Source organism: Terriglobus sp. ADX1 (assembly GCF_036877645.1).
GTDB lineage: Bacteria > Acidobacteriota > Terriglobia > Terriglobales > Acidobacteriaceae > Terriglobus.
The window spans coordinates 17738-40330 of sequence record NZ_JAEDXV010000037.1; the positions used below are offsets into that span (position 1 = coordinate 17738).

A 22593-nucleotide genomic window follows, 5' to 3' on the forward strand; every position below is an offset into this window, starting at 1 on the left:
AAAAGACAGCCACACCGCCCACTGACGGATAAGGTGTCGTGCCCATGCAGGTTTCCCGCCGCAGCTTCCTGAAAAGTGCCGCAGCCACGAGTGCTGCCATTGGCTTTCCCACCATTGTTCCCTCTTCAATCTTTGGGCAGTACGCTCCGTCCAAGCGCATCAACGTGGGCGCGATCGGCGTGGGCCGCATCTCGCGTGGGCATGATCTTCCCGGCATCTGGCAGTACGACAAGGCCAACATTATGGCTGTCTGCGATCTGGATGCGCACCGTGTGGAAGAGGGCAAGCAGCTTATCAACGGTGTGTATTCCAAGAAGCGTGGCGGTGCACCGTACAACGGCGTAACGGGCTACAGCGACTTCCATGAGTTGCTTGCGAATAAAGACATTGATGCAGTGGTGATCAGCACGCCGGATCACCAGCATGCTCCTTGCACCGTGGCCGCGGTGCGCACAGGCAAAGACGTTTACATGCAGAAGCCTGCATCGCTGACCATTGCAGAAGGACGCTATCTTTCCGATGTTGCGAATGCCTCAGGACGCATTGTGCAGGTGGGCAGCCAGCAGCGTTCGTGGAAGCAGTTTCGTTACGCAGCAGAGCTGGTACGCAATGGTCGCATTGGTGAGTTGAAGCATGTGGAAGTGGGTCTGCCCGGTGATCCTGCGGGCCCGGACGCGCCGCACATGCCCGTTCCCGATGGCTTCAACTACGACGCATGGCTGGGCACCACACCTGAGGTGTATTACACGGAAATGCGTGTGCATCCGCAGCAGGGCTTTGACCGGCCGGGATGGCTGCGTTGCGAACAGTTTGGTGCGGGCATGATCACGGGGTGGGGCGCGCATCACATTGACTCCGCGCATTGGGGCATGAACACGGAATACACAGGCCCTGTGGAAGTGTGGGGCACGGCCGAGTTTCCCAAGAGTGGCCTGTGGAATGTGCATGGCAAATTCCTGACGCATGCTCGCTATGCCAACGGCGTCACGATGGATATCTCCGGCGACTTCCGCAATGGCATTAAGTTCATTGGCACCAAGGGATGGGTCTTTGTCACGCGCACGGAGCAGTTGACCCCGACCGACATGGGCAAGGCCGCAGACGTGAAGGCGACTGGGCTTGAGGCGAGCGATCCCGCGATTCTCACGTCGGTCATTGGGCCGGACGAGATTCATCTTTACGTGAGCGACGATCAGCACGGCAACTGGCTGGACTGCATTCACACGCGGCAGTTGAATATCTCGCCGATTGAGATGGGACATCGCGCCTGCTCCACATGCCTGGTGCATCAGATTGCGATGCACATGCCGAACGAGCATCTGCACTGGGATCCGGTGAACGAGCGATTCATAAACAATGACGCGGCCAACAAGTGGCTCTCGCGTCCGCAGCGCGCCAAATACGCATTCATGCCGCAGCACGCCTAAGGGAGAAAGAGTTGTGAAGAAGATTCGTCTGGCCGCACTCGCGTTGCTGGTCACCGGTTGCACCGTCGCGCGTGCACAGGCTCCTGTGACATTCACCGCCGAACAAGACCACCAGAACATGATGGATCAACTTGGCATCAAGACGTTGCGGCCCGGTCCGAGTGGTGATGAAAAGGCACCGAACCATGCGAACTACGATGAATCCAAAGCGAATCCGTATCCTGATCTGCCTGACCCGTTGACGCTGAAGAATGGAAAGAAGGTCACCACACCACAACAGTGGTGGACGGAGCGCCGTCCGCAAATTGTGGAAGATGTGGAACGTGAGATGTATGGCCGCTTGCCGAAGAACATTCCTGGTGTGACGTGGCGCGTGGTGTTAACCGATAAAGAGATGGTTGGACGCACGCCCGTCATTGCAAAGCGGCTTGTGGGACACGTGGATAACTCGGCCTATCCTGCGATCAACGTCGACATTGAAGCGACGGAAGTGATTCCTGTAAACGTCAAGGGCCCCGTGCCGGTGCTGGTGATGTTTGGTCAGAGTGTTCTTCCTTCGCCTGCGCAACCCACGCCGCCTGAACTGGAGCGCGTGAATGAAGCTCTGCGCAAACTGCTGGCGCAACAGGATCCATCGCTGAAGGAAATCTTCGACAAATACCCGGCTTACAACCCGATTGCATCGCAAGCAGTGAATCCATTCACAGGTCGCGCTCCTGGTTTGCCCCCTTACACAGCCGACACGCTTCCTGCGACGAATGAACTTGTTGCCGCGGGATGGGGTTATGTTGCGCTGAGTACGACGAGCATCCAGGCGGACAATGGACAGGGCATTACGCGCGGCATCATTGGCCTGACGAATCATGGCCAACCGCGCACGCCAGAACAGTGGGGAGCATTGCGCGCATGGGCATGGGGTGCGGCGCGTGTGCTGGATTACCTTGAAACTGATCCTGCCGTGAACTCGAAACAGGTGGGTATTGAAGGTGTCTCGCGCTATGGCAAAGCCGCGCTAGTGACGATGGCGTTTGAGCCGCGCTTCGCCATGGGGTTGATTGGTTCCTCGGGTGAGGGCGGCGCAAAGCTAAGCCGTCGCAACTTTGGCGAAGCCGTCGAAAGCCTTACCGGTGGCGAGTATTACTGGATGGCTGGCAACTTCATGAAGTACGGCGCGGAAGATGGCAAGTTCGGCCGCAAGACACCGGGCGATATTCCCATGGATGCTCATGATCTGATTGCCCTCGCCGCGCCGCGTCTGCTGTTCATCAGCTACGGCGTGCCGGAAAAGGGCGATGCGAAGTGGCTTGACCAGAAGGGAAGCTTCATGGCCACGGTGGCCGCGCAACCGGTGTATCAACTGCTGGGCGCAAAAACGCTTGGTGTTCCTAACGACTATCACGCCGACAAGGTGCAGATGCCGCCGGTACTGCATGGATTGCTGGATGGGCAACTGGCATGGCGACAGCATGATGGTGGCCACACCGATCTGCCGAATGTGCCGTACTTCATTGAGTGGGCCGACAAGTGGCGTGCGGCTGGCCCATTGCCGGTGCAGCCGCAATGAAACTGTTCGTAAACAAAACTATCTTTCTGGCTGCGGTAGCATTTTGCTGCTCTCTGAGCGCCGTTGCGGAAGATGGCGCAGCGGCGTGGCTTCGATACGCGCCGATTGCTAACGCGAAGATATATGCATCGTTGCCAACACGCATCGTTGTCTTTGGTGATACGCCAACGGATAAGGCAGCAGCCGTCGAACTCCAGCGTGGCCTGTCGTCCATGCTGGGGCGTGCCTTCACTGTGGAGACAGCAGCACCGCAGTCGCAGGTCCAACACGGCGATGCCATTGTCCTAGCATCTACAGTTGATTCTCGTCACATGTTCGACCTTGAGGGGAAACCACTCGGATCAGAGGACTACCGGACCTTCTCGCAGTTCGAACATGGTCATGGAATGGTGGCGGTACTTGGCGGTACGTCACGTGCGGAGCTGTATGGCGTATTTCATCTTCTGGAAACTATTGCTTCGCAGCGTCCGCTGCCACAGGACGAACTACAATCGCCCGCTGCGCAGATTCGCTGGAGCGACGAGTGGGACAACATGGATGGCACCGTGGAGCGCGGCTATGCTGGCCCGTCCATCTTCTTTGAGAATGGACACGTCCGGCAGGACCTTACCCGCGTTGGTGAATATGCGCGGATGCTTGCCTCTGTCGGAATCAACGGATGCAATGTAAACAACGTCAATGCAAATCTGCAAACACTGTCTGAACAGAACCTGCGTGACCTTGCGCGTGTTGCCGAGGCCTTTCGTCCGTGGGGTGTGAAGCTGGCGTTGAGCGTTGACCTTACGAGTCCACAGGTAGTCGGTGGCTTGGACACGTTTGATCCTCTCGATCCGAAGGTTGCTGCATGGTGGCAGAAGAAGGTGGATGAGATTTACACACTCATTCCGGACTTTGCAGGCTTCACCGTGAAGGCTGATAGCGAAGGGCGCAAGGGGCCATCGCAATATGGGCGCACGCCTGCCGATGCCGCGAATGTGCTGGCGCGTGCGCTGAAGCCGCATGGCGGGGTCGTTCTGTATCGCGGCTTTGTCTACAACAACCATCTTGACTGGAATGACAAGAAGGCTGACCGCGCGCGTGCGGGTGTGGATAATTTTGTGAAGAACGACGGCACATTTGAATCGAACGTCGTCATCCAGATCAAGGAAGGGCCAATCGACTTTCAGGCGCGCGAAGCTGTTAGTCCACTTTTCAGTGCGTTAAAGAAGAGCAACGTTGCGATTGAGTTGCAGACAGCGCAGGAATACACGGGGCAGCAGCGACACATGGTGTTTCTGCCGAGCATGTGGAAGTGGGTTCTGGACACCGACCTGCGTGCGAACGGCAAGGCAACACCGGTGAAGCAAATCGTCACGGGCCACACCTTCCCAAATGCAGATGGCTCACCACGCTTGAGTGGTTTTGTTTCTGTGACCAACGTCGGCATGGAAACGAACTGGTTGCACCATCCCATGGCGCTTGCGAATCTGTATGGCTTCGGCAAGCTTGCATGGAATCCGGATACGCCGCTGAGCGAAATCACCGATACGTGGACGCGCATGACATGGGGCAACGATGCGCAGGTGGTCAGCACCATCACGTCAATGTTGGGTAAGAGCTGGAGCGTTTACGAGGGATACACCGGCCCCAACGGCATGGGAACACTCACCAATATTCTTGGCTATCACTTTGGTCCGGGCATTGAATCGGCAGAGCGCAATGGATGGGGCCAGTGGTTCCGTGGCGAAAAAGACGGCATTGGCATGGACCGCACATCGCACGGCACTGGCTACGTGCAACAGTACGCACCGGAGCTTGCAGCGAAGTATGAGGACCCCGCCACCACCGGCGATGATCTGCTGCTGTTTTTCCATCACGTGCCGTACGACTACAAGCTGCACAACGGCAAGACGCTGGTGCAGTCCATCTATGACACGCATTACGCTTCCGCATTGGCCGCGGCAGAGTATGTACCGCAGTGGAGTGCATTACAGAACAAGATTGATGCAGAACGTTATGCACAGACGTTACGACTGTTTGAGTTTCAGGCAGGTCACGCCATCGTGTGGCGCGATGCGATTAACAACTGGTTCCAGCGCATCTCCGGTATTGCCGATACGCAGGGCCGCGTGGGACATGACAAGGGCCGCGTGGAAGCAGAAGCCATGCAGTCCACGGGATTTCAAACCATCGACGTGAATCCGTGGGAGACAGCATCTGGTGGCAAGGCTGTGAATTGCCAGGTGGCTGCGGGATGCACGCTGACCACCACCACGCAGCAACCAGCAGGCCGATACAACATTGCCGTGAACTACTACGACATGTGGAACGGTGTTTCAAAGTACGAACTGTTGGTGGATGGTAAAACCATCGCAACTTTCGCCGCCGACGATAAACTTCCACCTGCGCAGTTTGACCCGAACCCCGATGGACAGACTGCGGCTCGCTACACCGCATACAACGTGGCGCTGCATCCCGGCGCGGTGATCACACTGCATGCATTACCCGATATGCGGCCTGAGTTGCAGAACGTGATGCCGTCCGCCGAAGCCAATAGCCAGATCCGTGCGCGCGACTATCGAGAATTTGCGCCGGTAGACTATATCGCGATTGGCCCTACCGGCCTCATCACACCGCAGTAAGCTGGAGCCCACATGAAGATCACAGGCGCACGCCTCATCATCACCTCGCCGGACCGCAACTTCATCACGCTGCGTATTGATACAGATGAAGGCATCTACGGCCTGGGCGATGGCACGCTGAACGGGCGCGAACTCGCCGTTGCCAGCTATCTCACAGAGCATGTGATTCCGTGCCTGATTGGCCGTGATCCGTTTCAGACGGAGGACATCTGGCAGTATCTCTATCGCGGTGCTTATTGGCGTCGCGGGCCGGTTACGATGGCCGCGATTGCAGCGGTGGATGTGGCGCTGTGGGACATCAAAGGTAAGGCGCTGAACACGCCTGTCTACAACTTGCTTGGCGGAGCCAGCCGCAACGGTTGCATGGTGTACACGCATGCCAACGGAGCGGACATTGCAGAGGCCGTGGACTCCGTGCAGAAACATCTTGCGGAGGGCTACATTGCTGTTCGTGCGCAGGCAGGTGTGCCGGGCATTGCTTCAAGTTATGGCGTGCCGAAGAAGGGCAAGCCGTATGAGCCCGCCGAGCGCGGTTTGCCTTCTGAAAGTCTGTGGTCCACGGAAAAGTATCTGCGGTTTGCGCCGAAGCTTTTCGATGCAGTGCGAAACGCCGTGGGTGAAGATGTTCATCTGTTGCATGACGTGCATCATCGACTCACGCCGATTCAGGCGGCGCGGCTTGGCAAATCGCTGGAGCCGTACGACCTGTTTTGGATGGAAGACGCAACGCCAGCAGAGCATCAGGAAGGTTTCAAGATCATCCGCCAGCACACCACCACACCGCTGGCTGTGGGAGAAGTCTTCAACTCTATCTGGGACGCGCATGATCTTGTGCGTAACCAGTGGATCGACTATCTGCGCATGACCGTGTCACACGGAGGCGGCATCACACCGGCGAAGAAGACCGCCGACTTCTGCGATCTGTATCAGGTGAAGACGGGCTATCACGGTGCAACGGATCTTTCGCCCGTCACCATGGCCGCAGCACTGCATGTTGGTTTAGCGGTGCATAACTTCGGCATCCAGGAACACATGCCACACACGGCACTGACCGACGAAGTCTTTCCGCATGCCTACAAGTTTGAGAACGGCTATATGCATCCCGGCGATGCGCCAGGCTTAGGCGTGACGATTGATGAAGATCTCGCCGCGAAGTATCCGTATCAGCGCGCTTATCTGCCTGTGGCACGACTACTGGATGGAACGCTGACCGACTGGTAACTTATCGTGCAGGAACCAGCTTGCGGCGTTCGGTTTCCAGGTAAGTGAAGCGGATGCGGTGGATCACGGTGACGGTGCTGAGGAACGCGAGCACCCACAGCGCGGGAGCCATCACGCCCCACGTGTCGCACAGTGCGCCCAGGATAACCAGAACGATGCGTTCCGGCCGTTCCATGAAACCTACCTTGCACGATCCGATGAGAGCTTCCGCGCGAGCGCGTGTATAGCTGACCATCAGCGACGCCGTCATCACGAATGCCACCAGCACCACGTACACAAAACGGTTGCCGCGAGCGTAATAGACCAGCAGACCGAAGAAGATGGCCACATCGCTGTAGCGGTCGATCACGGAATCAAAGAACGCACCGAAGACGCTGACCTGATTCGTCTGACGCGCAACGCGGCCGTCGACCATATCAAATAAACCGGCACCAATCAGGATCAGGCCCGCATACAGGAACATGCGGTGCGCGTTTTCGCCGCGCGCGTAGCCAAAGAAGAACGCGGCCACAATGTTGATGATGAGGCCGATGAAGGTCAGCGTGTTCGGCGAGATTTTCGACAGCGCCAGTCCGTTGACGATCTTTTGCAGCAGCCATCCGCTGCCCTTGCCAAAGGCGCTGGTCCAGGTGAATCGAGAGCTCATGCGTCCGTGCGTATCCTCTTCCAGTGTAGCCCGTTCGGGGCGGCGCGCGGGGAGTCGAAACGTGTCGCGGACGGCAGCGACCAGAGCTTCGCGCGGATTTTCCGGGTCTTCCTCCTCTGCAAAGGGCAGGGGAAGCGTCTGTGAGGATGCTGATTCTGGCAACGCGTCCACAGCAAGGGGCGTGGATCGCCGCGTGCGCGGGGCTGTGGCGCGCAGCTTCCAGCGGTTGCTCATAGGCGGCAGGGGAGCCACATCCGGCGGCACCCAACCTGTCCGTGCAGCCTCAGACTTCAGCGTTTCCGGCAGCCAGAAGGCGTGGAGAGGATTGCCCTCCTCTTCCGGATAGTCCGCCATAGCCTCGGCAAATGTCTTGGCGTCCTGCGCGGCCAGCAGGCGCATCCAGCCCTGCGTCACGGTCTCGTTGTAATGCGCGGCATTGCCGGTGCGCAAAGCGAAGTTCTGCAGCCCACGGCGAATGCTGTCCAGAGCATCGTCAAACGGCAGACGCTCCAGCAACAGCCACGCCAGGCGCAGATGATCGCCGTGGTGAAACTGGCTGGTGGCGATGTCGCGGTCCTGAAAAGCACGCAGAAAATCCCCGTCCGACATCGCCGTACAACCAAACCTGAGCATCCGTTAAGTTTACGCCGTTGGCTCTATGGCTCAGACGTAAACGTGCCCATCGGCAGACCCGCGCTGTTGTACAGATAGTCCGTCACCACGGCCGCCCAGCCGTAGCGGATGTACTTCGGCTCTTTCACGGTGGACGAGGTCGCCACCACCGTTACGCGATCACCAATCTTCTCTACGCGAGCTTCCGCTGGTACGAACTTGTGGTCGGCGCCCGCGATTTCGAATCCGCCCACCGCGCCAGCCTTCGGCGCGAGGCCTTCCGCATGGGTGAACCAGGCGCGCATACCGTTGGGTTCCGTGGTGGCCTGCTCAAACATGGGCGAGAAGCCCTCTGCCTTTGCCCCGTAGCTGATGCTGAGCGCAGCCGCGGCCAGTCGTGCGCCAACAGCCTGCTTGTCACCGGGATGAATGTTGGTGGGATGTCCCACGTCCAGCGTGACGGCCATGCCGGTGTTCACCAGCGACAGCGTCTTGCGCTGCGCATCGCGCACCGTGCTCCATCCGTCCGGCGTGTTGCTGCCCCAACTGGAGAGCTGCACGAAGAGGAACGGGAAGTCGCCCTGCGCCCACTGGTGCCGCCAATCCTGAATCATGCCGCCGAAGATCCGACCGTAATACGGCGCATAGGCTGCACTCTGGTCGGCTTCGCCCTGATACCAGATGGCACCGCGGATGGCGTACTTCGTATAGGGCGCCAGCATGCCGTTGTAGAGCGCTGCCGGACTCCATGAGCTGTTGCGGTCTGTAAACTTCGCATGAGGCACCGGCGTTCTTCCTGCGGCTTTGTCGGCCTCGTCCTGTGCGGCCAGATTCGCTTTGATTTCATCGATCGCGCCCTGGTCGGCAATCATGCCCGCGCCGTTGGTGAACAGGCTGCCCTGCCCCAGGAAGCCCGCCCCGCCTGCGCTCATCCATGTCATGGCTGGCGTTCCACCCCAGCTTGTGTCGATAAGGCCAATCGGCACGCCCTTCTCATGCTCCTGCAGATCGCGCCCGAAGAAGTAAGCCACAGCGGAGAAGCCAGCTGCCGTCTCCGGCGTGCAGACGGTCCATGTGTCGTCGGTATCTGACAACGGCACCGCAGCAGGACGTTTGTGCTGGAAGAGCAGTCGAATCCTGGGATGATTCGCCGCCGCAATTTCCTTCTCGTGGTCCTTGATCTGGGTGTCCGGGTTGAATCCCTTCAGCGGCATCTCCATGTTGGACTGGCCGCTGGCAATCCACACATCGCCCACCAGCAGATCGTTACGCGTGATGGGAGCAGCCGTCGCATCGCCGCTAACCGTCAGTGTGTACGGACCACCCGCAGACTCCGGCTTAAGCCACGTCTCCCACTGGCCATAGCTATTCGCCGTAATGCTCAACTTCTGCTGATGAAAGCTGACGGAAACCTGCTCGCCGGGCCGCGCCCATCCCCACACACGCACCGGACGGTCACGCTGAATGACGGCATGATCGGAAAACACGTGCGGCAGACGCACCTCAGCAGCCAGCGGAAGGCTGCACAGCGCAAGCGAAACGGAAAGCAGCAGACGACGCATCAGGATTGCTCCTAAAAAAGTGAAATTTGGTGACGGCGGAGTGCCCGTGGCACAAGGCAGGAGGAGTGTAACAAGGTTCGCCGCAAGCGTTTCCGAACGATGACGCGCGAGTCTTACGAACCTGTTGTTACGTCTACTTCTCTATCTGCAAATTTGCCAGCGGTTTGGCGTTCTAAGCCCGTAAATGCCGGGTTACAATGAGCGCTACCTCGCACAGTTTCCTTTGGCTTTCCCCGTATTTGGGGGAATTCCGCTTCAGTTTGTTTGTTGTTTCATCCACGTTTGCTGGAGGTTTCCCTTGAAACACCTGATAGCTCTTTCCCTGAGTGCGGCCCTGCTGATCACACCGCAGGCCAGCCTGGCGCAGTCGGACAAGGATGCAGCCCTGATTGCCAAAGCGCACAAGATTCACGACCACGTGATCACGCTCGACACGCACAACGACATTGAGCCCTCAAACTTCACGGCAGACTGCAACTACACCATGCGCCTGACCACGCAGGTGAACATTCCCAAGATGATTCAGGGCGGCATGGATGTGTCGTTCATGATCGTCTACGTGGGACAGGGCCCGCTGACGCCCGAAGGTTATGACAACGCCTACAAGCAGGCGATTGCGAAGTTCGACGCGATCCATCGCCTGACCGAACAGATTGCGCCGGACAAGATTGGCCTGGCGCTGACGCCAGAAGACGTGATCCGCCTGCACAAACAGGGCAAGAAGATTGCCGTCATCGCCGTGGAGAACGGTTATCCCATCGGCCTCGATATCAACCGCGTGAAAGAGTTCTACGATCGCGGCGCACGTTATATGTCGCTGGCACACAACGGCAACAGCCAGCTTGCCGACTCCAACACGGGCGAGACTGACGGCTATCTGTACAACAACGGACTCTCACCGCTGGGTCGACAGGTCATTGCGGAGATGAATCGGCTGGGCATGATGGTGGACCTGTCGCATCCGTCGAAGGGCGCGAACCTTGAGGCCATCAAGCTTTCCAAGGCTCCGGTCATTGCATCGCACTCCGCCATGCGCGCTCTGGCGCCCAGCGTGAGCCGCGACATGGATGACGAACTTCTGGAGGCGCTGAAGAAAAATGGCGGCGTGGTGCAGGTGGTAGGCTTCACCGGATTCCTGAAACCAGATTCGCCGGAGCGCACTGCTGCACTGAAGAAACTGCAGGAAGAGTTCTTCGGCGAAGGAACAGGCACACGCGGCGGACGCGCAGCTGGCGCACAGTCCACACCGCGGCCTTGCCCGGTGGAAAGCGCAGAAGGCACGCAACAACGCCGTGGTGGCGGCATTGGCGCTTACCTGAACATGCTTCCTCCTGAAAAGCGGGCAGAAGCTCAGAAGCAGATGGCGGAGATCGATGCGAAATATCCCGCTGGCCCGCGTGCCAATGTAAGTGACCTGGTGGACCACATTGACTATGCCGTAAAGAAAGTCGGCATTGACCACGTTGGTATTTCGTCCGATTTTGACGGCGGCGGCGGCATCGACGGATGGAACAGCACCGACCAGTCATTCAACGTAACGCTGGAACTGGTTCGCCGCGGTTATAGCGAAGAACAGATTGGCAAGCTGTGGAGCGGCAATCTGCTGCGCGTGTGGGGCGAGGTCGATAAGGTCGCCAAGCAACTGCAAAAGGCGCAGAAGTAAGCGCGATGGATTTCGTAAGGGCATGGCTTCGCGCGATGCCTTTACAGAAGAAGCAAGAGGAGAAGTAATGAAGACAAGATGGATAGCGGCTGTGGCTGGCATTGCCCTGGTGGGTTGTCATGCTGGAGCGCTGATGGCGCAGGAAAAGGAAGACCGCACGCTGCTGACGCAGGAGCAGATGACGGCCATCATCAACGAAGTGTCGGGCGAGCGCGCCATGCACAACGTGCTGGAGCAGGTGCCGTACCAGTTTGTGCGTCCGCCGTCGGAGTATCAGGGACACTTCCGCGAAGCCGAAGCAGTGGCCAAGATGGCCAAGGAATATGGTTTCAGCAAAGTATCCATTGAGGACTATCCCAGCGGCACCACGTATCAGCCCACCGTGGGCGAGCTGTGGACGACCTCGCCCAAGAGCGTGAAGATCTATGACATTCACGACATCCCGGAAGTGCTGGCATCGACCAACGCCAACGGCGACATCAGTGCTGACCTGGTCGACGTGGGACAGGGCACCGCAAAGGATTTTGAAGGCAAGGACGTCAAAGGCAAGTTCGTCCTCTCTCTTGCACCAAGCGGTCTGGCTGCCATCTATAACCGCGCCGTAGATGCAGGCGCCATCGGCGTTGTGGGCATCAGCGCAATTGGCGCGGGTGATCGCGCAGTCGACTATCCCAACGAAGTTGTGTGGACCACCGTTGTGGCCAAGCCCGGCACCGTTGCATGGGCTGTGTCGCCGCGTGTGGCGCGCCAGTTGGAAACGCAGTTGAACCGCGGCCAGAAGGTCACCATCCGCTCCATCACCAAGAGCGAGCAGGTGCCCAACAAGCAGGAACTGGTCCACGCGGAAATCCCCGGCGACGGCAGCACCACGCAGGAAGTGGCCATCGGCGGCCATCTGTTTGAGGCCTACATCAAGCAGGGTGCAAACGATGACAACTCCGGCGTTGCACTCACGCTCGAAGTCGGCCGCGCATACATGAAGCTTGTCGCGGAAGGCAAACTGCCCAAGCCGAAGCGCACCATCAACTTCCAGTGGGTGCAGGAGATCAGCGGCACCAACGCGTGGTTCAACGCGCATCCTGAAAAGGCGAAGGTCATCATCGGCGACCTGAACTTTGATATGGAAGCCCTGCGCCTGACCGCGAGCCGCAGCTTCTGGATCATGCAGCGTACGCCGGACACCTTCCCGTCGTACATCAACGACATTGGCCAGAGCATGATGGAGTACATCGCGGAAGTATCCCGCGAGCGTGTCCGTTATCGCGCGCTGGGCTACGGTGCATCGCAGCCCGTCGAGTCGCCCAATGGCAGCAACGACGCCTTCTACATCAAGGTCGACAAGCACTACGGCTCCAGCGATCACGTGACGTACATGCAGCACGGCATCCCGGCCATCATGTTCATCACCTGGCCGGACATGTGGTATCACTCGTCGCAGGACACACCGGACAAGGAAGATTCCACGCAGTACAAGCGCGCTGCCGCAGTGGCAACGGGGTCGCTTGCTGCTCTGGCTTCCGGTACGGATGAAGAAGCTGCACGCATTCTGAATGAGAACCTGGGCCGCGGCCTGGCACGTATGGGCGAGTCGCACACCAAGGGCCTTGGCTACATTGCCGATGCAACTGATGCCGCTTCGCTGAACACCGCATACAAGGAAGCACGCATCGCCATTCTGCATCAGGCTGCGGTAGAGAAGGGTGTTGTGGATTCTGCCAGCGTTCTGTGGACCAATGCAGACAGCGGCAAGAAGAACACCTCTGCCTTCGCTCCGTTGATTGACCAGCGCGCCACCACGTTGCTGAGCGAAGTGAAGGCTGCCTACCAGCTTCAGGCTGCGCAGCGCGGCATCACGCCCAGCGAACCTGTGCAGACAGCGGAAGAAAAGGAAGCTGCCAGCATCCTGGTGGAACCTGTTGCGCGTACCGGCGCGGCAGGCGGACCGGGTGGCGGCGGACGTCGTGGACCGCAGACCGGCCCGCAGCTTCCGCAGGAGATGAACGCAGAGTTCCAGCTCCTGCTGCCGAAGCACCTGACCGCGCTGGAAATCCGCGACTTCCTCTCCGGCGAATTCACGCCGCTGCCGCTGGCTGACCTGATGGAAGTGCTGCATGCACGCGAAAAGGCTGGCCAGATCAAGCTGACGCAAAAGCCTGCAGAAGCTCCCGCAGCAGCCAAGGGCAAGAAGAAGAAGTAATCAACAACCACAAACGAAAAGCCCACCTGCGAATCAGCAGGTGGGCTTTTTACTTTGCAGAAGAAAGAGGAAGTTACGCTGCGTCGTGGATCGTCGTCAGCTTCAGAATCTCCAGATCACGCTTGCCGTTGGGCGTAACGACGGTGGTTTCGTCGCCCACCTTCTTGCCCACCAGAGCCTTGCCAATGGGCGAAGTGGTGCTGATCAGCCCCTTGGTGACGTCGCTCTCTTCGCTGGTCACCAGTTTGTAGGTAATCTCTTCGTCCTTGGTGGTGTCAAAGACGACCACGGTGGAACCAAAACCTACCTTGTCCGCAGGAATGTTCGCCAGGTTTACCAGCGACAGTTCCGCCATGCGCTTCTTCAACTGGCCAAGGCGCGCGTTCACAAATTCCTGGCGCTGCTTCGCCATGTGATATTCAGCGTTTTCGCTCAGGTCACCTAGCGCCACAGCCTTCTTGATCTCTGCGGGCAGTTCCGTGGTCAACTCGTGTTCCAGGAGTCTGATCTCTTCTTCGAGCTTCTTCGTAATGTCGAGCATAGCGATGCTTCCAATCAGGCAATAGAAATCTGGGAGCGCGGCCAGGTCGCGCCGTTCGGCAACGAGGCTCCAGGAGTAAGGTTTGATTCTACCAGTCGGGCGAAATACGGGCTTCCGGCGACTACTTCGCCGGAAGCACCAGCACCTGCACGCTCAACGGCGGCACCGTATGGTGAATGGATGCAGAAGCACGCAAACGGGTCACCTGAGGCGTGATACGTTCCGGGTCCGTGATGCTGTTGGTGGCCGTACGTGCGTCGCCCTTCAGCGTAACGAGCGTTGCATTTGCCGCCGGCGTGGCGCCCTGCACCTTCACATCCAGCACCTGCGGTTCCGTGGAACCGTTCACCAGCTTCACGTAAATCTCACCCTTGGCAGGATCGCGCGTAACCGACGTGAAGAAGCGCGTATGCACGCCGCCGCTCAACTGCGTATCTGAAACCTCAGTGCCCAAGTACTGCGCAAACATGCTCTGCGCGTAATACGAGGGTGAGCCATAGCTCTTCGCCGCGTCATAGCCAATGAGATCGCTCTCCCACTGCATGCCGCCAGGGTTCACATTCACGAACAGCGGCGCATAGGCAGACATCTCGATCAGGTCGCTGTTGCGCTCCATACCCGTCATCCATGCGGCGTCCGCCAACGCAGCACCAAGATCAGTTGTCGGCGAACCTTCACGCGTAGCCCACTCGCCCACAAAAATCTTCGGCCCTGTGCGCGGCACATGATCGTAGTGATCGGTCATGGCATAGAACTCTTCCGCTCGCTTGTAATAGTGGTCGTCGATAAGGTCGGGCTGCAACCCGCGCTTCACCGGCGCCGTGGCGATCAGTTTCAGGTTCGGATACTTGTCGCGGATTGCCTTTGCAAACTGTGGCCAACGCTCGTCATAACTGCCGGAACGATCGAGATTGTCCTCGTTGCCAATCTCCACATAGTGCAACGGAAACGGCTGCGGATGCCCCAGCTTCGCGCGCACCGCGCCCCACTTGGTATCCGTGCTGCCCATGGTGAACTCAATCTCGTCCAACGCATCATCCACAAAGGGCTGCATGTGCGCGCCCGCAGCAATGTGCGTACCCTTCAGCGAATAACCCGCATACACGGCCAGCACCGGTTCAATGTTCAGATCCTCTGTCCATTCCAGAAACTCCAACAAGCCCATCCCATCGGTCGACGCATAATTCCACGGACTCCGATGTCCGGGACGATCCGCCAGCGGCCCAAGTGTGGCCTTCCAGTCGAAGCGCTCTTCCACCGTGTCGCCTTCCAGATAGTTGCCGCCGGGCATGCGCAGGAACTTCGGATGCATCGCGGCCATCATCTCCATCAGGTCAGCGCGATTGCCATTCTCGCGGCCCTTGTACGTAGGCGGAAACAGGGACACAAGCTGCAGCATCACGCTGCCCGGCTTCTTAAAACTCAGCAGCAGATGATTGTTTGCGCCGACCTCAATTCTCCCCGTGTGCAGCGAGAACGTGTGCTGCTTCCAGTCGCCAGTAATGCCATCGACGGTCGTCGTCGCAGCTACCTTGCCCGTGGTGTTGTTCACCAGCGAAACCGTCATCGCACCAAGATCGCCGCGTGCGTAGAACGAGCCGTTGTATGTGGTGTCCGGCTTCAGCGCCATGCCCCACCAACCATCGTTGCGCACACCGGCAGGCGCGGCATCGGTCGCCGTCGTAATATCCACACGCATACTATCCAGCAACGCATCCGACGGGCCATCGCCGGACACCATCTTGATCGTCGCAGCGGAGTCACCTGCGTTGTCCACGATCCAATGCTGCATGCCGCTCCAGTCATGGTGGAACGTACGATTGCGCACCATCTCTGCATACAAGCCGCCGTCGTAGGAGTAGTTAATCTCCTCCGTCATCAATCCATAGAGCATGGGACTGACGGGATGCACCGGCTTATCAGCCTGGATGGTTAACGTGGCCTGCGCACAGGCAGCAGAAGCGGTCAGCACCGCAGTGAGTGCAAGAGCAGAAAGTCTTGTGAACATGGGTTTCTCCAAGCGGTACGATGCTATCGCAAAATGAATTTGTTTTTTACGTGCCACGAAATTTATTACTTCGTTTCTACGATTGCTGCATGGAGTACCAAAGCGAAAAGGATCCCCGCGATGCTTCCGTGCCGCTACGTGCCTGGAGCTTTCTCGCAAGAAATCTTCCAACAGCAGCAACACATCCAAACGCGCAGGGATCCTTCGCTTCGCTCAGGATGACAACATCAGATAACGTGCGCCAACACTAGATTGACTGGTTCAACACACGATTCAATCGCTGCACAAACGTCGTTGGATCCTTCAATGGCACGCCTTCCAGCAACAACGCCTGATCAAACAACAACCACGCAGCATCATCCACACGGCTGTTGCTGGGATCAGCCAGCAGCTTGCGAATGATCTCGTGATCGGGATTGATCTCAAGCGTGGGCTGCATGGCAGGCAGGTCCTTCTGCCCCATCGCCTCCATCATGCGACGCATCCGTGCCGAAGGCTCGTCCTCATCACTGACGATCACGGAAGGACTATCCGCCAACCGCGACGACGCACGCACATCCTTCACTGCATCACCGAGTGTGGCCTTGATCTTCTCCAGCAACGGCTTCAACTCTTCCGTCTTCTCTGGAGACGCCTCGTCCTTCACGTCTTCTGAAGTGGAAGACTTATTGACCGACTTGAATTCCACATCGCCGTAGTTCGTCACCGCGGAAAAGACGATCTCGTCAATCTCATCATCCAGGATCAGAACTTCGATGCCCTTCTTCTTGTAGATCTCCAGCAGCGGCGAATTGCGCAGCATGCTTTCCGTTCCGCCGGTGATGTAATACAGCGCCTTCTGCTCAGGCTGCATGCGTTCTTTTGCTTCCGCCAAGGACGTCAGACCTTCCACCTTGGTCGACTTGAAGCGCACAAGATCAAGCAGCGTATCGCGGTTTGCGTAGTCGCCGTACACACCTTCCTTCAGCGGACGGTTGTACTCCGCGATGAACTGCGCATACTTCTCCTTGTCATTCGTCGCAATGGTCTTGAACTCAGACAGGATCTTCTTCACGCTGGCCGTCTTGATGCTGGTCAGCACCTTGTTCTGCTGCAGAATTTCGCGCGACACATTCAGCGGCAGATCTTCCGAATCAATAATGCCGCGCACAAAACGCAGATACGGCGGCAGCAGATCCTTTGAGTCGTCCATGATGAACACGCGCTTCACATACAGCTTCACGCCGCCCTTGTAGTCCTGCTGATAGAGATCAAGCGGGGCCTTCGACGGAATGTAAAACAGCGTGGTGTATTCCAGCGTGCCTTCCGCGCGCGTGTGGAACCAGAACAGCGGATCATCCCAATCGCCCGTAAGCGACTTGTACATTTCCTTGTAATCGTCGTCCTTCAACTCCGACTTGGAACGACGCCACATGGCACTCGCAGCGTTCACCTGCTCCGTGGTGCGCGTCTTGATGGATTCCTTCTTCTCCGCGTCCCACTCGCTCTTGTCGTACGTCAGGAAGATGGGGAAGGCGATGTGATTGGAATACTTCTTCACAATCTCCTGCAGTCGCCATCCATTGGCGTACTGCGCGCCCTCATCATTCAGATGAATCACGATGGTGGTTCCCGCAGCGCTGCGTGCGTGTTCACCAGAGACCTCTTCCAGATCGAAGCCGGTCTTGCCGTCGCTGGTCCACTTCCACGTGGTCTCTTCACCCGCCTTGCGCGAATAGACATCCACCTTATCCGCAACCATGAACACGGAATAGAAGCCCACACCAAACTGACCAATCAGGTTCGAGTCTTTGCGTGCATCGCCCGAAAGCTGCGAGAGGAAGTTCTTCGTTCCCGAGCGCGCAATGGTGCCCAGGTGCGAAATCAAATCTTCCTTGTTCATGCCAACGCCTGTGTCTGAGATCGTCAGCAGCTTGTTCGCTTCGTCCAGTTCCAGGTCAATGTGCGGCGCATCAATGCCATTGCCCACCAGCGCCTTGAACTTCTCATCCGTCAGGCTCAGGTGGCGCAGCTTATCCAGCGCGTCCGACGAGTTGGAAATCAGTTCGCGGAGAAAGATCTCCGGGTGCGAATACAGCGAGTGAACGATCAGTTGGAGGAGTTGCGATACTTCTGTCTGAAATTCCTGCTTAGCCATAGCACCCACCATTATCGCCAAATCTTAAGCTGGAATGAAGTCCCCACATAAGGATGTGCAAACAGTAACTGCCCTCTGGAGAGGGCAGTTGCTGTGGCTCTTGTGATTAAGAAATTACGCCTTGGCCAGTTCCTTGGCCTGCTCCACGAAGGGCTTCTTCCAATCCTCTTCGCTGATCTTGCCGTACTGGATGCCGGCAGCTCCGCCAGCAGCAAGGAACGTTATGTCGGTAAGACCGATGAAGCCGAGAATGTGCTTCAGGTACGGCGTCAGCATGTCATACGCCCCGCTGGGCTCGCCCTGGGGATACGCACCAGCACTGGCCACAATGACAGTAACCTTCTTGCCCAGCAGCGTACCCACGGGACCGTTCTCCGTGTAGTTCACAGTCACACCCACACGCACCAGGTGATCGATCCATGCCTTCAGGACAGCCGGAACCTGGAAGTTGTACATGGGTGTCGTGATCAGGATGTGGTCAGCGGCCTGCACTTCGGCAATGATCTCGTTGGAAACCTTCAGCGCAGCCTTGCTCTCCTCCGAATGCTGATCCGGCGGCGTGAATGCGCCGGCAATCCACGGAAGATCAAGGAAGGTCGGCTGATTCTTTGCCAGGTCGCGCTCCACCACGGTGCCGCCAGCGTGTGCTGCCTGCCAGCCCTCAAGGAACGTCTGTCCAAGCTGGCGCGAATACGAGTAGCCACCACGCGGGCTTACATCAATCTTCAAAAGCGATGCCATGTGCGAAAAATCTCCGGAAACGAGAAATGGATTTGATCGTGCGATCTTTCTGATGACATTTCTATATCGAAAGATTCGACATGGAAAAGAATTTTTCATAACAACTTTCCCCGAAACCCAAGGGGTGACGCTTATTCGCGCAGGATGCCCAATGTTCCCAACCACGTCTCCACCAGTCGCGGCCATCGCGTGGCGGGATATTGTGTGGGTCGCAGACCGAACGCGTGGCCTCCCTGCGCGTATACGTGCAATTCCGCAGGCACGCCTATCTTCTTCAACGCCATGAAGTAAGAGATGGAATCTTCTACTCTGTCCACGTCATCATCCTCGTTCTGCAGAAGGAACGTAGGCGGCGTCAGTTTGGTTATGTGGTCGCGGATATCTGGATTCAGCGTGATGGTATTCGCCGCCATCGAGAGATGCCCCGGATAGAGAGCCACCGCGAAATCCGGACGACAACTCACATCGTCAGCCGCATCGGTCCGCGCGTAGATGCGCTTGTCCCAATGCACGCTCATCGCCGCAACAAGATGACCGCCCGCGGAGAAGCCCAGCACACCGATCTTCTTCGGATCAATGCCCCATTCCTTCGCGTGAAAACGCACCAGCCCCACCGTGCGCTGCGCGTCCTCTAACGCTTCTTTCGACTGCGGATACGCACCCGACTTCGGCAACACTCCTTCGCCCGGCACGCGATACTTCAGCAACACACACGTAATGCCCTTGGCAATCAGCCAATCGCATACCTCAGTGCCTTCCAGGTCGATGGCCAGAATCTGATAGCCGCCACCGGGAAACACCACCACCGCCGCGCCCGTGGTGTTTGTCTTCGGCTTGTACACGGTCATTGTCGGCACGGAAGCGTTGTTGATGTAATTCCATTCCCGCCCCGCAACCGGCGACTGTGGGCCGGTATTCTTCAACGTCTCCGGCCCGGTAGAGGGCCGCGCATCCGGAATCGTGGTCTTCCAGATAGGCACCTGTACATGTCCGGAGGAAGGCTGCCATGGAGGCAACACAGTCTGCGCGCAGCCGGGTGCGAGCAGGCTTAGGAAAAGGGTGAACACATACGCCAATCGCAACCGCTTCATCGGCCGGCTCCTGAAAGTTGAAATACACACGGAGGCCGCGGTCTCGGCGAAACGATTTGTGCAGCAGCCTATGCGCCGAGTCTAGGAATTTTTCTGCTGTGCAAATCCCCCGATGCACAGGCAGGGAATCTGCTTAGTTATTGGGTCCGTTCTGCGCCGCGCAGAATCAATTCCAGCCCCTCTTTATATCGGCGATCGAAGCGATCCAGCAGGATGGGCCCGGCCTGTCGCAGCAGGGGGAATTCCTCGCGGCTCAGCCATTCACTGCGCTGTTGCAGGTCATACTGCGGCGAACGCTCGCCGGGTGACGGATACACCACCTGCTCTTCCTGCACAAAACTCAGCGTGTAGCTGTACACAGTGCCAAGCAGCACCACCGCCTGCCGCGTGGTGAATCCACTTTCTACCAACCGCTGCCCGATGCGCTCCACGGTGCGCATGTACTCCTTATCGGTGAGCCGCGTACCCGCCACCATGCGCGCACCATCACGATACGCCAGCAACGCTCGCCGCAGACCATGGCCAAACGCCGTGATCCAAACATCCCACTCTGCCGACTGCTTCTGCGGCAACAGATGTGGCGCGCCTTCTGCCAGCAGCAACGTCGCCATGGCATCCAGCAGCGCCTGCTTATTCGCAAAGTGCCAATAGATCGCAGTCGCCTGCACGCCAAGCTCGCGTCCCAGCAGACGAAGCGTCAACTGTTCCAGACCCACCTCGTTCAACATGCGCAGCCCGCCGCGCACCACGCTTTCGCGGTTCACTTTCATAACGGAAGCCAGATTATCACGCTTGACAGATAAAGTTGAACGATGTTCAACTTTATATTGAACATCGTTCAATAATTTGCGCCACATACTGTAGGCAACAAGTACAGCAAGGAGTAAGCCACATGAAAGCAGCCATCATTCCAGCAGCGGGTGCATCCCCTGTCTTCAGCACATTCCGTGAGCCCGTCGCGGCAGACGGCAAGGTGATTGTGAATGTGCGAGCCTCCGCGCTGAGCCACCTCAGCAAAGGCCGATCGTCCGGTGCGCATTACAGCTCGGACAACGTCTTCCCCTCCGTTCCCGGCGTGGACGGCACCGGCACCACGCAAGATGGCCGTCGCGTGTACTTCGTCCTTCCCGAAACGCCCTTCGGCGCACTAGCCGAACAATCATTGGTCGATGAGAAACTCTGCATTCCTCTGCCGGATGGCCTGGATGACATCACCGCTGCGGCGCTTGCAAATCCCGGCATGTCCGCATGGGCGGCGCTGGTGGAACGCGCAAAGTTTCTTCGTGGTGAAACCGTACTCATCAACGGAGCTACCGGCTCCGCGGGCAGCATGGCCGTGCAGGTGGCAAAGTATCTGGGCGCAGGAAAGATTCTCGTCAGTGGCCGCAACGCGGAGAAGCTGGAAGCGCTGCGTAAGCTCGGTGCGGACGAAGTGATTCCATTCACCATCGACGCCGATCACCCCGATGGCGCAGACGCATTTGAGCAGGCGCTGAAACCGCACTTCCGCAACGGCATCGACGTGGTGCTGGATTACCTGTGGGGCAGCAGCGCACGCGCCATCATCGCCGCGATTGCACGCAACGTGGAAGATGGCCACCGCGTTCGCTTTGTGCAGATTGGCTCTGCATCAGGCGAGAACAGCATCGATCTGCCCGCCGCAGCGCTACGTTCTTCCGCAATCGAACTCATGGGCAGCGGCCTGAAATCCGTCACTATGGACAAGCTTCTGGAAGGCATCGGACACGTCTTCGAAGGCGCGGCAAAGGGCGCTTTTCAGATCGCCATGGCAACGCTGCCGCTGGAGAAGATCGCGGAAGCATGGCAGGCACCAGGCGAACCACGCATGGTCGTTACCATCCCCTAAACCGCAGGTGAGGCGGCTTTCAGCCCGTGCGAATCGTGTGGAAAGCTCAGGCCTTCCACACAACCGCCTCTACTTCAGTTCAAACTCCATCAGCGCCTGCGTGGTGAACTGGCGCGCCTTGCCGCCCGCCACATAGGGCTTGTAGCGCCACTGCTGCACCGCGTTTAGTGCGGCATCGCGCAACTGCGGTGGACCACTGATGACGCGTGCCGCAGCGACATTGCCTGAGGTATCCACAACCGCTTCAACCTTCACGGCCCCCTCCACATGCGCGGCCGATGCCGCCTGAGGATAAGAAGCTGCCGGGCTGTAAATAAGGTTGGAGGACATCACCCCCAGCGACGTGGGTCGTACCGTTCCTGCAGATGTCGATCCCACAGTGGCGTTCGCAGTACCAAAAGATGACGGCACATTGGCCTTGGCCATCAAGGTATCGCTGTTATTGAGCGGCGTGCGACGCAGCAGCCGCGGATAGCGACGCCCTGTGCTGTCGTATTCGGCCTCCTGCTCCGGTGTCAGACCGGGGCGGTCAAGCTGCTTCGAAAGCGTGCCAGCCGAAACAGTGGTGGGTGCCGCTGGCTTCGACGTGTTGGCAGCGGATCGCACGATGGGCGCAGGCGAAGACGTCGCCGAAGCAGGTGCAGCAGGACGCGATACGGCCGCTGACGAAGACGCAACGGAAGCCACCTGCTGAG

General features: G+C 58.2%; 16 protein-coding genes. 7 read left to right on the plus strand and 9 right to left on the minus strand.

What is annotated here, in order from left to right; translation table 11 throughout:
• Positions 1 to 44: 44 nt before the first annotated feature.
• From JAO32_RS17945 to manD, 4 genes are read left to right on the plus strand one after another with little or no spacing between them, the layout of a single operon-like run.
• Positions 45 to 1427 carry a Gfo/Idh/MocA family oxidoreductase gene (locus JAO32_RS17945; RefSeq protein ID WP_334242941.1) on the plus strand — a complete coding sequence of 461 codons (1383 nt, stop codon included), beginning with the start codon at positions 45 to 47 and terminating at the stop codon, positions 1425 to 1427.
• A gap of 13 nt (positions 1428 to 1440) precedes the next feature.
• Positions 1441 to 2991, plus strand: coding sequence for a glucuronyl esterase domain-containing protein (locus JAO32_RS17950; RefSeq protein ID WP_334242942.1), 1551 nt, complete (start codon positions 1441 to 1443; stop codon positions 2989 to 2991).
• Entirely contained in the window at positions 2988 to 5612 is a 2625-nt protein-coding gene (locus tag JAO32_RS17955) for an alpha-glucuronidase family glycosyl hydrolase (protein ID WP_334242944.1), read from the plus strand. The genes JAO32_RS17950 and JAO32_RS17955 overlap by 4 nt, the downstream gene beginning before the upstream one ends.
• A gap of 12 nt (positions 5613 to 5624) precedes the next feature.
• Positions 5625 to 6833 (plus strand): D-mannonate dehydratase ManD, encoded by a 1209-nt coding sequence (manD, locus tag JAO32_RS17960; RefSeq protein ID WP_334242946.1) that lies wholly within the window; start codon positions 5625 to 5627, stop codon positions 6831 to 6833.
• Position 6834: 1 nt separating this feature from the next.
• Here manD and JAO32_RS17965 read toward each other — a convergent pair whose 3' ends face one another.
• A complete protein-coding gene (locus tag JAO32_RS17965) occupies positions 6835 to 7878 on the minus strand; it encodes a CDP-alcohol phosphatidyltransferase family protein (RefSeq protein ID WP_443082616.1) in 1044 nt (347 codons plus the stop codon).
• Between the two features lie 257 nt (positions 7879 to 8135).
• Entirely contained in the window at positions 8136 to 9653 is a 1518-nt protein-coding gene (locus JAO32_RS17970; protein WP_334242950.1) for a sialate O-acetylesterase, read from the minus strand.
• A gap of 298 nt (positions 9654 to 9951) precedes the next feature.
• Here JAO32_RS17970 and JAO32_RS17975 point away from each other — a divergent pair, with 298 nt between their 5' ends.
• The gene (locus tag JAO32_RS17975) at positions 9952 to 11316 is read left to right on the plus strand and encodes a dipeptidase (RefSeq protein WP_334242952.1); all 1365 of its coding nucleotides are present in this window, start codon (positions 9952 to 9954) and stop codon (positions 11314 to 11316) included.
• Between the two features lie 67 nt (positions 11317 to 11383).
• Positions 11384 to 13513: a M28 family peptidase gene (locus JAO32_RS17980; RefSeq protein WP_334242954.1), complete on the plus strand. Its 2130-nt coding sequence runs from the start codon at positions 11384 to 11386 to the stop codon at positions 13511 to 13513.
• A gap of 73 nt (positions 13514 to 13586) precedes the next feature.
• Here JAO32_RS17980 and JAO32_RS17985 read toward each other — a convergent pair whose 3' ends face one another.
• The 6 genes from JAO32_RS17985 to JAO32_RS18010 all read right to left on the minus strand — a co-directional run bounded on the left by JAO32_RS17985 (position 13587) and on the right by JAO32_RS18010 (position 20801).
• Positions 13587 to 14054, minus strand: a complete 468-nt coding sequence (locus JAO32_RS17985; RefSeq protein WP_334242956.1) for a GreA/GreB family elongation factor — start codon at positions 14052 to 14054, stop codon at positions 13587 to 13589.
• A 121-nt stretch (positions 14055 to 14175) separates the two neighbouring features.
• On the minus strand, positions 14176 to 16062 hold the full coding sequence (locus tag JAO32_RS17990; protein ID WP_334242957.1) for an alpha-L-arabinofuranosidase C-terminal domain-containing protein: 1887 nt from the start codon (positions 16060 to 16062) through the stop codon (positions 14176 to 14178).
• 247 nt (positions 16063 to 16309) lie between these two features.
• Positions 16310 to 18199 carry a molecular chaperone HtpG gene (gene htpG, locus JAO32_RS17995; protein WP_334242959.1) on the minus strand — a complete coding sequence of 630 codons (1890 nt, stop codon included), beginning with the start codon at positions 18197 to 18199 and terminating at the stop codon, positions 16310 to 16312.
• A 114-nt stretch (positions 18200 to 18313) separates the two neighbouring features.
• The gene (locus JAO32_RS18000) at positions 18314 to 18940 is read right to left on the minus strand and encodes an FMN-dependent NADH-azoreductase (protein WP_334242961.1); all 627 of its coding nucleotides are present in this window, start codon (positions 18938 to 18940) and stop codon (positions 18314 to 18316) included.
• 131 nt (positions 18941 to 19071) lie between these two features.
• Positions 19072 to 20031 (minus strand): alpha/beta hydrolase, encoded by a 960-nt coding sequence (locus JAO32_RS18005; protein ID WP_334242963.1) that lies wholly within the window; start codon positions 20029 to 20031, stop codon positions 19072 to 19074.
• A gap of 137 nt (positions 20032 to 20168) precedes the next feature.
• Positions 20169 to 20801, minus strand: a complete 633-nt coding sequence (locus JAO32_RS18010; protein WP_334242965.1) for a TetR/AcrR family transcriptional regulator C-terminal domain-containing protein — start codon at positions 20799 to 20801, stop codon at positions 20169 to 20171.
• Positions 20802 to 20923: 122 nt separating this feature from the next.
• On the opposite strand from JAO32_RS18010, the gene JAO32_RS18015 reads away from it, so the two are divergent.
• Positions 20924 to 21898, plus strand: a complete 975-nt coding sequence (locus JAO32_RS18015; RefSeq protein WP_334242967.1) for a quinone oxidoreductase family protein — start codon at positions 20924 to 20926, stop codon at positions 21896 to 21898.
• A gap of 69 nt (positions 21899 to 21967) precedes the next feature.
• On the opposite strand, the gene JAO32_RS18020 is transcribed toward JAO32_RS18015, so the two are convergent.
• Positions 21968 to 22593: energy transducer TonB (locus tag JAO32_RS18020; RefSeq protein WP_334242968.1), on the minus strand; the 626-nt coding region annotated here is incomplete at its 5' end.